Genomic DNA, 13,152 nt, shown 5'->3' on the forward strand with positions numbered 1-13,152 from the left:
AATCCAGTGTCGACAAGACACTGGATTTTCAGTTTTGGGTGTTCGCTATTTAGCTTGGGTTTATCGAAAGCGTTTAAGCGATCTCAATCTTCTCGGCTTGGTTCTGCTCTACCATTGATAGTGCTAGCGCTTCTGCGGCCTTAATGCCGTCGATACCAGCAGACAGGATACCGCCTGCGTAGCCTGCACCTTCACCAGCCGGGAAGAAGCCCTTAAGGTTGATGCTTTGGAAGTCTTTGCCACGTTTGATGCATACAGGAGAAGACGTACGTGTCTCAACACCGGTAAGTAGGCCGTCTGGCGTAGAGAAACCTTTGATCTTCTTCTCGAACGCTGGGATTGCTTCACGAATCGCTTCGATAGCAAAATCAGGCAGCGCTTTTGAAATATCAGTCAGGTGGATACCCGGCGTGAATGACGGTTGTACTTCACCGATTGCACTTGGATCGCGACCTTTCAAGAAGTCACCGATTTTTTGAGCTGGTGCATCGTAGTTTTCACCACCAAGAACATAAGCGCCGCTTTCTAGTTCACGTTGTAAACGGATACCAGCCAGTGCGTCACCTGGGTAATCACGCTCTGGGTCGATACCAACTACGATCGCGCTGTTTGCGTTACGTTCTGCACGAGAGTATTGGCTCATGCCGTTCGTTACTACGCGGCCTTCTTCAGACGTTGCAGCAACCACAGTACCACCTGGGCACATACAGAAGCTGTATACAGTGCGGCCATTCTTACAGTGGTGAACCAGCTTGTAGTCCGCCGCACCTAGAATTGGGTTGCCTGCGTTTTTACCGAAGCGAGCTTCATCAATCATTGATTGCTTGTGTTCGATACGGAAACCAACAGAGAAAGGCTTCGCTTCCATGTAAACGCCACGGTCGTGTAGCATTTCGAATGTGTCACGAGCACTGTGACCAACAGCCAGTACTACGTGGCGAGATTTGATCTCTTCGCCGTTAGAAAGTGTTAGACCAGTGATTTGGCCATCTTCCATGTGAACGTCGTCTACGCGAGTGCTGAAACGGATTTCGCCACCGAGTTCAATGATAGAAGCACGCATTTTCTCGATCATGGTAACCAGTTTAAAGGTACCGATGTGCGGCTTACTTACGTATAGAATTTCTTCTGGTGCACCCGCAGCAACGAACTCTTCAATTACTTTACGGCCGTAGTGCTTTGGATCTTTAACTTGGCTGTACAGCTTACCGTCAGAGAAAGTACCTGCGCCGCCTTCACCAAACTGTACGTTTGATTCTGTGTTCAGCGTACGCTTACGCCAGAAACCAAAGGTATCTTTCGTACGCTCACGAACTTCTTTACCACGCTCAACGATGATTGGGTTGAAACCCATTTGAGCAAGCACTAGGCCAGCGAATAGACCACATGGGCCAAAACCGATAACCACAGGGCGCTCAGTTTGGTTCTCAACCGCTTTAGCAACAAACTTGTACTCCATATCAGGAGTCACTTTTACGTGCGGGTCGCTAATGAATTGTTCTAACAACTCAGCTTCGTTTTCAACGAGAACGTCAAGCGTGTAGATAAGTAAGATCTTTGATTTCTTACGAGCATCGTAGCCACGTTTAAAGATATTAAAAGAGAGTACCTGATCAGAGTTAATACCAAGTTTCGCTTCAATAGCGTCTTGAATAGCAGACTCTTCATGGTCTAGTGGGAGTTTAATTTCGGTTAAACGTATCATTTCGATGTCTCGTTTTTATAGGTGTCTTAGCTAGATCGTTTCTTAATACAGAGTTTGATGGAAACGCTGATGTTCAAAGAAGCGATAAGCTCACAATGGCGCGCATTTTACGAGAAATTGATTTATCTGTCATACTAATTTGGAAACATGGAGCAAATAGACACGATATTAGAGCCGTATGATGTTGAATTTTGCTTTGGGATGAGTATTATCCCCATTCTTCAATTTTGACTAACTTATAGAGCAGAGCATCATGGCATTTGTCGTAGGCGATAATTGTATTCAATGTAAATACACAGACTGTGTGGCAGTGTGCCCCGCAGATGCGTTCCATGAAGGCCCAAATTTCATGGTAATCAACCCGATCGAATGTATCGATTGTGGTTTATGTGTACCTGAATGTGATGCTCAAGCGATCTTCCAAGAAGATGAACTGCCTGAAGATCAAAAGATTTTCATTGAAGTGAACGCAGAACTTGCTGAGATTTGGCCTGTGCAAACAGAAGTAAAACCAGCGATGGATGATGCGGAAAAGTGGAATGGTGTGCCTGATAAGTTGGCAATGCTAGAAAAGTAATTGTTGAAAAGAACTCAAATAAAAAGGCGTACTGATTTAATCAATACGCCTTTTTTAATATCTGAACACTGTCGATTGGCTAGTTAGCTTAGAGGTCTAGCTATGCTGACGACGCATGTTGTCGAGAATAATGCCTGTCGCCATTGCCACGTTCAAAGACTCTGCGCCGCCGAATGCTGGAATCGTAATCTTATCAGTCGCGTATTTAGCCGCGTGTTCACGGATGCCGTGAGACTCACTGCCCATCAATAAAATGCCGTTAGCAGTAAACTCAGTCTTATGAACACTTTCGCCTTCTAAGAAAGCACCGTAAACCGGTAGGTTCGCTTGCTCTAAGTAAGCTGGTAAGTCTGTTTGGCTTACGTGTACGCGGCCAAAGCTGCCCATAGTCGCGCTGATCGTTTTAGGGTTGTATGGGTCTGCGCAATCGCTGCTCGCAACGATATGCTTGATGCCGTACCAGTCTGCTACGCGAATAATCGTACCTAGGTTGCCAGGGTCTGAAACGCCATCAAGCGCAATCATCAGTCCTGTTGCTTCTGGTAGTTCAAACGTTGGGATCTCAACAACCGCAATCGCTGCGTTGTTACTGACCAAAGTGCTCGCTTTGGTTAGATCATCCAGCGAGGCTTCAACACAATCAAACTCAATCAGTGAAGCATGATTTTCAGATAAGAAATCAGCGGTAGCAAAGACATTCTTCACCACTAAGTCACTATTGAACAGCTCAAGAACGTTCTTTTCACCTTGAACTAGAAACAGGCCGTGGGCTTTACGTTGTTTCTTTTGACCCAAAGCACGAAGGAGTTTTAATTGGTTTTTTGAAATCATGTTTTTATCCTAGATATAAGCCCGCGCATTATAGAGCAAAGGTTAGCGAACCAAAAGCGTGATAGCTCAATGCGATCCATATAAAAAGCAAAAGCGATCCACTTAAAAAAGAAAAGCGCACTAAATAGCGCGCTCTTATGGGATTTACTTACTTAAGTTAAGCTGAACTGACAGCCTAATACGGAGCAGGGTAGCGCTTAAAGACTGTGTTGATATCAGTCAGGATCTCTTCTGATAACGGTTTACTGAAAGCGGCTACGTTCTCTTTTAGCTGCTCCATGGTCGTTGCACCAATGATAGTGGACGTCACCCCATCAACTTGATTACACCAAGCCAATGCCAGTTGGCTTGGAGTGAACCCGTGAGCATTCGCCACTTCAACATAGCCTTTAACCGCTTCATTGGCAGATTCAGTATCACGAAAAATGCCTTTACGTTGCATGTAAGTCCAACGGCTGCCTTCCGGTCTTGCGCCATCGATGTACTTTCCACTCAACATGCCTGCAGCTAAAGGTGACCATGGCAGGTAAGCGACATCTTCATGCACACAGTTCTCAATCAGATATGGCCAGTCTTTTGCGTGCAACAAGCTAAATTCATTCTGAATCGAAACCATACGTGGCAAATCGTGTTTCTCGCTCAGCTTGAGGTATGTGTTAATGCCCCAAGTAGAATCATCTGAAAGCCCGACATGGCGAATTTTCCCCGCCTTAATGCAGCTTGCCAGTGCTTGTAGGATTTCCAACATCTCAGCTTCATGCTGCTTTCGGTCAATATCACTGAATCGAATGTGATTCGGGAAATGCTTACCAAAGTGAGGCGTTGTACGATTTGGCCAATGAAGTTGGTAAAGGTCGATATAGTCTGTTTGTAGGCGTTTTAATGATGCGTCAACGGCTGCGATCACCGCTTCACCCGTTATCGGGCCGCCATCTCGAACCCAAGGAAGCCCTGGCCCGGCAATTTTGCTCGCAATGATCAACTCTTGTCGACGCTGTGGGTTACGCGATAACCAGTTACCAATGATCGCTTCTGTTTTTCCGTAGGTATCTGGAGAAGGTGGAACCGCGTACATCTCTGCAGTATCGATAAAGTTAATACCTTGGCTTAATGCGTATTCGATCTGTTGGTCGGCTTGCTGCTGCGTATTTTGTAGCCCCCAAGTCATGCTGCCAAGACAGATACGGGAAACGGGAATTTGACTACTTCCTAGCTTTGAATATTCCATTGAATTCGGGGTTCCTGTGGTTAGGTTCTCTGGTACTCGCATTATAGTTTTGAAAAGAGGGCGAGTGAGGAATGAAAACGAATATGAATTATTAGCACAAAATGACACGACAAGGTATGGCATCGGGGAGTTTAGTGAGTCATTTCTCAGCGCTGCAAGCTAGTGTGTGCAATGCGTGAAAATACATTCGCGAGAAACTATGAGCCAATTGGTGATCGAGAAGTGAAGAACAACAAGCAATGAGCGAAGGTTTAATGTTCAGCTTGTTTGGGAGTGGGGGAGAGGAGAACAGATCAAAAATAAAAAAAAGCTCTACCGGATAGAGCGTAGAGCTTTTTTATAGGGGTCTTAATAGTGCTAGGTATTCATTGAGTTACGAGGTCGCGTTTGTGTCTAATCCACCCTGGATCTGCGCCTGTCTTAGAGCTTCCTGCCTTTGAACTTCTTTCTCAGTTAATACTGGTCGAAGCGTTTCCTCAGAGGCTTGAGGAGAGAAAATGAAATATTTATTAATCGTCATAACTGTGTCTCCGTGTAACGTATGACAGATTCTGCATCAAGGATAAATTGTGATCATCATCCACTTTGTACTTTTGTTAGGCTGAGAGCGGAGGGCGTAGAATGCGTACAAAGCGATCTCTTATCATCCGTATGCAATGTTGAACTGACGAAACCCTCTGTTTTCAAGTATAGGAAGCGCATCTAATTTCGCACAATAATGATTTAGAGCAATTACATACATGGTCAGGGGCGTAAGATGAAAACCCTCGCTACTGACTCTGTGCTCGTATTTATTTAACGATGTATCACTTATCGACATAATAATTAAGTCAGTAAATCAATTACTTAATCCATGGTGAGATGAATTATGGAAAAGCTTGTAGAACGTTTTCTGAATTACGTTACTTTTGATACCAAATCCGATCCTTCTAATCAGCAATGCCCAAGTTCACCGGGTCAAATTACCTTTGCTGAAGCCTTAAAGTTAGAATTGGTGGCATTAGACTTAGTTGATGTGTCTTTAGATGACAATGGATACTTGATGGCGAAACTGCCGTCGAATGTCGATTACGATGTGCCTGCGATTGGCTTTGTGGCGCACATGGATACCGCTCCTGACGCATCAGGCGCCAACGTGAAACCACAAGTGATTAAAGATTACCGAGGTGGAACGATTGAATTAGGGGAAAGTGGCGAGAGTTTGAACCCAAGCCAGTATCCAGATCTTGATTCTTTACATGGTCACGACCTGATTACGACTGACGGCACAACTCTGCTTGGTGCCGACAACAAAGCGGGCATCGCTGAAATCATCAGTGCAATTGCTTACCTGAAAGCGAATCCAGACATCAAACACGGCGACATCTGCATTGGTTTCACGCCGGATGAAGAGATTGGTCGCGGTGCGAACCTGTTTGACGTTGAAAAATTTGGCGCCGAGTGGGCGTACACCATCGATGGTGGCCCAGTAGGGGAGTTGGAATTTGAGAACTTCAATGCCACGAGCGCCGATGTTATCTGTCATGGCGTGAACGTTCACCCGGGCACCGCAAAAGATAAAATGGTGAACTCGATGAACATTGCAGCGCAATTCCAATTGATGATGCCTGCGCAAGAAACACCAGAGTGCACAGAAGGTTATGAAGGCTTCTACCACCTGAAATCGGCGGAAATGGGTGTGGCTCGCTCTGAACTGGGATACATCATCCGTGATTTTGAACGTGAGGGTGTAGAAGCGCGTAAAGCATTCATGCAGCAGAAAGTCGATGAGCTGAATGAGCGCCTTGAGAAAGGCCGTGTTGAGCTGGTGCTAACCGATAGCTACTTCAACATGAAAGAGATGGTTGAACCGCATCAACATATTATTGAATTGGCCAAGCAGGCGATGATTGAGTGCAATGTCGAGCCAATGGTTAAACCAATCCGAGGTGGTACAGACGGTGCTCGCTTATCTTTCATGGGGCTACCATGTCCGAATATCTTTACTGGCGGTTACAACTTCCACGGTATTCATGAGTTCATTACCATTCAAGGCATGGAGCAAGCGGTAAAAGTGATTGTTGAACTGTCACAACGTACAGCAACGCATTACCAAAAATAGAACATCAGAGCGTTATATCTCTTTGTATTTTTGAGAGTATTCAATAATACTCTCTTTAAGCATAAGGGAGTACGCGATGAAAAAGTTAGTTTTACTTTGCACCCACTTAGCCGTGGGTGCTGTTGGTTTTGGGCTAGGTGTTTACGCATTGCCTATCTTGATTGAGCCTGATTCTCCTTCCTCAAGTTCTGTTGAAGCGATCAGTGAGCAGGCTATCTACACGGGCGAGTTCACTAAAGATCGACAAGACAGTGACTTCTTGCACTGGGGAGAAGGCATCGTCTCAGTATCCGAAAGTGCGATCGCTTTTGAAGGTGAATTGGCGCCGGGACCTGATTACAAGGTTTATCTCTCGCCTAAGTTCATTGAAACCGAGCACGCTTTCAATGACAGCAAGAACGAGTTATTGAGAGTCGGAGATGTGAAAACATTCGACCGCTTTATGGTTGAGCTTCCCGAAGGTACTGATCTTAATCGATTTAATACGGTTGTGATTTGGTGTGAAACTTTTGGCCAATTTATTACTTCTGCCAAGATAAAATGATAGCCTTACCAATAGCTGATTTAGGCACGTAAAAAAGCGCTCTATTTTTGAGCGCTTTTTCATAGCGAAGTCTCCGCTAATCGTTGTAAAGCTCGTCGTTGTAATGCTAAGGAATAAGTAATGGAAAAAGTGTGGCAAGTAATTGATTTTCTACTCGCTCATAAGTTTATTTTTAGTGCGTTGATTATCACTATTATTTTAATCATTCGCCGAATCACCTTATCTCAAATAAGAGGTGATGTTGCTTTCCTTAGTGAAGACCAACGTAACTGGATGTCACGAACCAAAAACGGCACATTCGCGATTATTGTTGCGACGTTATTTGTGCTGTGGAAATCCGAAATCAGCGAGTTTGCGCTATCTGTCACGGCCATTGCTGTTGCGATAGTAGTGGCTTCAAAAGAGATCATTTTGTGTTTCACCGGTTCTATTCAGCGTGCGAGTTCTCGTTCATTTAGAATCGGCGACTGGATCGAAGTGGGTAAAATCAGCGGTGAAGTGATTGAGCACAATCTGATGGCGACCGTGATTCAAGAAATCGATTTGTATCATGGGCAATATCACTTCACTGGCAAGACAGCCACGCTGCCTAATAGCATGTTCTTCACTTATCCGGTTAAGAACCTCAACTTCATGAAGCGTTATGTTTATCATAACTTTTTTGTGACGGTGAAAGACTTTGTAAACCTATACCCTATGCTGTCGGGTCTTATTGTGAAAATTGAAGAGCATTGCGAAGAGTTTATCGATGTTGCTCGCCGTTACAACGGTGTGATCGAAAAGCACGCTGGTGTTGACCTTCCGGGTTCTGAGCCTCACATCCATATCACAAGCAGTTCGACAGGTGAGCAAGAAGTCCATTTTATGATTTTCTGTCCAACCGAGAAGGCGGTTCATCTAGAGCAAGAGATTCGTAAAGATTTCATGGAAGCATACGCTGAAGCATTTCCTGTCAGTGCTTAATCCTGCAGTCCGCTGAGCCCCAAACAAAAGAAAGCCGAGAGCGATAATATCGACTCTCGGCTTTTTTGTTCTAACTATCTGTTCGTTTAATCTAGGTCAGCCAGTGGCAACCAATCGACTTTTACGCCTGCTTGTTCAAACATATCTTGGCTCACTTTGATTTTGTCTCCCCAGCGAGAAAGAAAGTCTTCACTTTGCTCTGGGCAGTGAACCGCAGAAATACCGGTTTGGATGATTTTCGCTGCGCAGTTTGGGCAAGGGAAGTGAGTCACCCAGATTTCACAGCTGTCCAAATCACGCTTGGCGAATAAGATCGCATTTTCTTCAGCGTGAAGTGTCTTGAGGTACTTCATCTCTCTGTCATCAGTATCCGCACTATCAGACACGCCATGTGGGTAGCCATTAAAACCAACAGAAACAATGCGGTTGTGCTTAGTGATTACGGCGCCGACTTGAGTTGAAGGATCTTTACTCCAAGAACCGACCAATTCCGCCATTTGATAGAAACGTTTAGCCCATTTTGAAATCATGAGAATTCCTTAACAATTAAATGTGAATGCTTATCTGTCTGACAATACATTATGTTAGACAATATCCATAGAGAACAAAAGCTGAGAGATTGATTTACTTAGGAATTGTAGCGTGTTTGTAATCACTTTATAAGCACTTGGTTTCAATTAACATATTGATACACTTTGGCCAGTTATAATTGATATTCCTCGGACATTTGAAGCAATTGTGTTACGTAACTTTTATGCTGTTCAATTTCTCATAAGTGACGGTATAACCATGCGTAAAAAGTTAATCCTTACGGCTCTTGCAAGCTCTCTTATTCTTGCTGGATGTGGGCAAGATGCTCAGAATGCCAAGCAAGCGCCTTTACCTCTCGTAGCTGTACAGGATGTTAGCGTCGTTTCTCACCAACAAAGTAAGTCGTACATCGGTCGTATTGAAGCCGTTGAAGACACGGCAATTACTGCACAAGTTTCTGGCTACCTGCAAAGCCGCCATTTCAAAGAAGGCCAAATGGTTGAAAAGGGTCAATTGCTTTATTCGATTGAACCTTCTTCGTTTGAAGCCGAAGTAGCAAGCGCAAAAGCGTCTGTTGCTCAAGCGAACGCGAACCTTAAGAAAGCCGAGCTTGATTTTAACCGTGGTAAAAACCTACTTCCGAAAGGCAGTATTTCTCAATCAGAATTCGATGCATTAACGGCAAACTTATTAGGCTCTCAAGCACAGCTTGAAGCCAGCCAAGCTCAGTTAAACGCCGCGAATGTCCAACTTTCTCACACCAAAATTATCGCGCCTTTCTCTGGAAGAATCAGTGACACTAAAGTAAGTAAAGGTGACCTAGTTTCACCGTCTTCAGGTGTTCTGACAACTTTGGTTAGCCTAGACCCAATCCATGCATCGTTCAGCATCAGTGAGCGTGAGCGTATTGAGTTAGGTATGGACCGAATTGAAGGTGACGGCAGCAGCGATTCTGATCGTGTTGAAGTGCAAATCATGCTTGAAAATGGCGAAGCATTCGAACATCTAGGTCAGCTCGATTTCTTGGGCAACCGTATCAACCTAAACACTGGTACGATCGCGATGCGCGCTATTGCCGATAACCCAGACCAGCAATTGCTTCCTGGTCAGCACGTTCGTGTTGATCTGCGTGAGAAGCAATCTATTGATGTCGTAACCATTCCTCGCCGCGCGGTTCAAACCGACCTTGAAGGCGACTTTGTTATGGTGTTAGTTGAAGGCGAAGCTGCTCCTGTGGCTGAGCGTAGAAACATCGAAATGGGTCGTCAGGTTGAAGGTGGTGTGATTGTTCATTCCGGTCTGGAGAAGAATGACACAGTGATCACTCAAGGCTTACAGCGTGTGCGTAATGGTATGTCCGTTCGCATTCAACCTGCTGCTGAAAAAGCTGACTAAGGGGCTTATTTATGTTGAGTCGTTTCTTTATTCAAAGGCCCAAGTTTGCCCTTGTCATATCCATAATCTTAACGCTGGCGGGTGCGATTTCTCTCGCTATCTTGCCAGTGGCGGAATATCCAAAAATCAGCCCGCCTTCTGTAAGTGTTACCGCATTCTACACAGGTGCAAGTGCTGAAGTAGTAGAACAGGCGATAGCCGATCCCATAGAAACGTCGGTTAACGGCGTTGAAGATATGATCTACATGTCTTCTAAAAGCGCTAACGATGGTTCATACAACCTTAATGTGACCTTTGATGTTGGTACTGACCCAGATATGGCTCAGGTCAACGTTCAGAACCGAGTTGCTCAAATCGAATCGAAGCTTCCGCAAGAAGTTCGAATGGTGGGTGTCACCGTTAAAAAGCGTTCACCAGACCTTTTGATGGTATTGAACTTCTATTCGCCAAACGGTGAGTACGACGATCAATTCTTGATCAACTACGTTAACCTAAACATTAAAGACCAACTGGCTCGTGTGAAGGGCATCAGTGAAGTTAACGTGTTGGGTGGTGGTGAATACGCGATGCGTGTTTGGTTAGATCCTGAGAAAATGGCTAACCTCAATATCACCACTTCAGACGTGAATCGCGCGTTGGCAGAGCAGAACGTTCAAGTTGCTGCAGGCCGTATTGGTGCTGCACCTTATAACAACGCACAAGAAGTGCAGTTCAACTTGGTAACAAAAGGCCGATTAGAAACAGCTGATGAGTTTGAAAATGTTGTTCTTCGTGCAACTCAAGACGGTTCAACGGTTTACTTAAAAGACATTGCACGTGTTGAGCTTGGTAAAAAGTTCTACGACGGTAATGGTAAATACCGTGGTCAAGATGCGTCGATCGTAACGCTGTCACTTCAATCAGACGCTAACGCGCTGGAAAGTGGCAAAGCTGTGATGGCGATGCTGGAAAACTTAAGCAAGAACTTCCCAGAAGGCGTGGCGTATGAAGCAAGTTACGACACTACACTGTTTGTTGCTGAGTCGATCAAAGGGGTAGTAAAGACCTTAATCGAAGCCATCTTGCTGGTTATTGCGGTAACGTACCTGTTCTTGGGTAGTGCGCGTGCAACCTTGATTCCTGTAGTTGCGATTCCGGTATCTTTGATTGGTACGTTTGCCATCATGCAGATGACGGGTTTCACCATCAACACGGTAACCCTGTTTGGTTTGATACTAGCGATTGGTATCGTAGTAGATGATGCGATCTTGGTTATCGAGAACGTTGATACCACAATGGCTAAAGACCCAACCATTTCACCGCGTAAAGCCACGCTTATTGCGATGAAAGAAGTAACGGGGCCGATCATTACGTCGACCTTGGTTCTACTTGCGGTATTCATCCCTGTTGCAATGCTTCCTGGTATTACTGGCATCATGTACCGTCAGTTCGCTCTGACTATCTGTATCGCGGTTGTTATCTCTTCAATTAACGCATTAACGCTATCACCTGCATTGTGTTCACTGGTTCTTAAGCAGGGTGGTGGTAACACGGCGCGTTGGTACCAAGCATTTAACCGTGGTCTAGAGTCTGTTACTAACAAATACGGTCAAGTGGCTGGCTTCTTAGTTAAGAAAGGCGTTCTGCTGTTCACTTTCTTCTTTGTGGCTTTGGCGGCTGTGACTTATTTTGCGAAGACAACGTCTACGGCGTTTGTACCTCAAGAAGATAAAGGCATTTTGCTGGTTAACGTTCAGCTTCCTGACGCGGCATCCTTGTCTCGAACCGAAGAAGTGACTAAGCAGCTGCTTGAAATGGTTGAACAAGAGCCGGGTGTTGATGGCGTAACACTGGTTAACGGCTACGCATTTATGACGGGCGCTTCTGCGTCGAATGGAGCGTCAATGTTCATCAAGCTTCACGATTGGGACATGCGTAATGCACTGGATGGTCAACACTCTGCTCAGGCTATCTCACAGCGTATTAATGGTCGTGCTGCGACTGAACTTCCTCAAGCTGTCGTGTTTGCGATGGGGCCTCCAGCAGTACCGGGTATGGGTGCAGCGTCTGGTTTTGAATTCGTTCTTGAAGATACATTAGGTCGTAGCCGAACTGATCTAGCGATGGTTATGAATGACGTGATTGCAGAGGCCGCTAAACAGCCCGAGATTTCACATACATTCAGTACCTTCCGTGCCAATGTACCGCACTACTATGTCGACATTGACCGTGAGAAAGCGCAGCAATTAGGTATTCCGTTGTCGGAAATTTTCCAAACACTACAAGGTAACCTTGGTTCGTTGTACGTGAACGACTTCACCATGTTTGGTAAGAACTTCCGCGTAACCATGCAAGCTGACAGTGAACACCGTAGCAGCATGGACGACCTACAACGATTCCACGTTCGTTCGTCTAATGGCGAGATGATCCCGTTAAGCACATTGGTGACTTACGACCAGATCTTTGAACCAGATGTAGCATGGCGTTACAACATGTACCGCAGTGCCGTGATTCAAGGTCAACCTGCAGAAGGTTACTCAAGTGGTGATGCGATTGCGGCAATGGAACGCGTAGCTGCAGAAGTATTGCCTCAGGGGTATCAGTACGAATGGACAGGCATGGCTTACCAAGAAGTACTAGCAGGTAACCAAGCGATCTTTGCTTTCGCACTGGCTCTGATCTTCATCTACCTGTTTATGGTGGCTCAATACGAGAGTTGGACAATTCCGATTGCGATTATCCTCGTGGTACCTGTCGCAACCTTAGGCTCCTTCTTGGCATTGAATCTAACGGGCACTCCGCTGAACCTTTATGCACAAATAGGTTTGGTTCTCTTGATAGCCTTGGCCGCGAAGAACGCAATCTTGATTGTGGAATTCGCAAAGGTAGAGCGTGAAGAGAAAGACGCACCGATTGAAGATGCGGCGGTGAAGGGCGGTACTTTACGTTTCCGTGCTGTGAACATGACGTCTTGGTCGTTCATCTTAGGTATCTTCCCGCTTATCTTTGCTGCGGGCGCAGGTCACGTGAGTCAGAACTCTTTGGGTATTTCACTGATCGGCGGCCTGTTATGTGTGTTACTGGCGGGTACGTTCCTAATCCCTGGCTTCTACGCATTCGTGCAACGTAAGCGTGAGAAAGCACACGGTGGTAATACCAAGCTGGTTCCGCTTGATGACGAATAGAGGATTGAGTGTCTTGTAAGATTCGTCTCTTACAAGACCAACCCTCGGAAAACTAATTCCTTGTAAAAACTAAGGTTTAGCATTGCGCTAAGCCTTTTTTTTGGTTCATCGCG

Annotated in this window: 11 protein-coding genes; 6 read left to right on the forward strand and 5 right to left on the reverse strand. The window is 45.4% G+C overall.

Annotated elements, in window-relative coordinates; all coding sequences use genetic code 11:
• Window positions 1-73: 73 nt before the first annotated feature.
• Window positions 74-1,705 (reverse strand): NAD(P)/FAD-dependent oxidoreductase, encoded by a 1,632-nt coding sequence (locus AB4138_RS07515; protein WP_017067485.1) that lies wholly within the window; start codon window positions 1,703-1,705, stop codon window positions 74-76.
• Window positions 1,706-1,958: 253 nt separating this feature from the next.
• On the opposite strand from AB4138_RS07515, the gene fdxA reads away from it, so the two are divergent.
• Window positions 1,959-2,282, forward strand: coding sequence for a ferredoxin FdxA (fdxA, locus tag AB4138_RS07520; RefSeq protein ID WP_004737806.1), 324 nt, complete (start codon window positions 1,959-1,961; stop codon window positions 2,280-2,282).
• Window positions 2,283-2,378: 96 nt separating this feature from the next.
• Here fdxA and AB4138_RS07525 read toward each other — a convergent pair whose 3' ends face one another.
• From AB4138_RS07525 to AB4138_RS07535, 3 genes are all read right to left on the reverse strand, one after another.
• The gene (locus tag AB4138_RS07525) at window positions 2,379-3,113 is read right to left on the reverse strand and encodes an RNA methyltransferase (protein ID WP_017059484.1); all 735 of its coding nucleotides are present in this window, start codon (window positions 3,111-3,113) and stop codon (window positions 2,379-2,381) included.
• Between the two features lie 175 nt (window positions 3,114-3,288).
• Window positions 3,289-4,341: an aldo/keto reductase gene (locus AB4138_RS07530; RefSeq protein ID WP_032545660.1), complete on the reverse strand. Its 1,053-nt coding sequence runs from the start codon at window positions 4,339-4,341 to the stop codon at window positions 3,289-3,291.
• 373 nt (window positions 4,342-4,714) lie between these two features.
• On the reverse strand, window positions 4,715-4,861 hold the full coding sequence (locus AB4138_RS07535; protein WP_017059486.1) for a hypothetical protein: 147 nt from the start codon (window positions 4,859-4,861) through the stop codon (window positions 4,715-4,717).
• A 348-nt stretch (window positions 4,862-5,209) separates the two neighbouring features.
• On the opposite strand from AB4138_RS07535, the gene pepT reads away from it, so the two are divergent.
• The 3 genes from pepT to AB4138_RS07550 all read left to right on the forward strand — a co-directional run bounded on the left by pepT (window position 5,210) and on the right by AB4138_RS07550 (window position 7,949).
• Entirely contained in the window at window positions 5,210-6,442 is a 1,233-nt protein-coding gene (gene pepT, locus AB4138_RS07540; RefSeq protein ID WP_017059487.1) for a peptidase T, read from the forward strand.
• Between the two features lie 76 nt (window positions 6,443-6,518).
• A complete protein-coding gene (locus tag AB4138_RS07545) occupies window positions 6,519-6,986 on the forward strand; it encodes a DM13 domain-containing protein (RefSeq protein WP_017064357.1) in 468 nt (155 codons plus the stop codon).
• 120 nt (window positions 6,987-7,106) lie between these two features.
• The gene (locus tag AB4138_RS07550) at window positions 7,107-7,949 is read left to right on the forward strand and encodes a mechanosensitive ion channel family protein (protein ID WP_065584751.1); all 843 of its coding nucleotides are present in this window, start codon (window positions 7,107-7,109) and stop codon (window positions 7,947-7,949) included.
• Window positions 7,950-8,035: 86 nt separating this feature from the next.
• On the opposite strand, the gene AB4138_RS07555 is transcribed toward AB4138_RS07550, so the two are convergent.
• Entirely contained in the window at window positions 8,036-8,479 is a 444-nt protein-coding gene (locus AB4138_RS07555) for a dCMP deaminase family protein (protein WP_017059490.1), read from the reverse strand.
• Between the two features lie 259 nt (window positions 8,480-8,738).
• Between AB4138_RS07555 and AB4138_RS07560 the strand changes: the two genes are divergently transcribed.
• The gene (locus AB4138_RS07560; protein WP_372305500.1) at window positions 8,739-9,875 is read left to right on the forward strand and encodes an efflux RND transporter periplasmic adaptor subunit; all 1,137 of its coding nucleotides are present in this window, start codon (window positions 8,739-8,741) and stop codon (window positions 9,873-9,875) included.
• A gap of 11 nt (window positions 9,876-9,886) precedes the next feature.
• Window positions 9,887-13,039, forward strand: a complete 3,153-nt coding sequence (locus AB4138_RS07565; protein WP_372146441.1) for an efflux RND transporter permease subunit — start codon at window positions 9,887-9,889, stop codon at window positions 13,037-13,039.
• Window positions 13,040-13,152 lie beyond the last annotated feature (113 nt).

The organism is Vibrio sp. 10N.286.52.C3, assembly GCF_041468865.1.
GTDB lineage: Bacteria > Pseudomonadota > Gammaproteobacteria > Enterobacterales > Vibrionaceae > Vibrio > Vibrio crassostreae_C.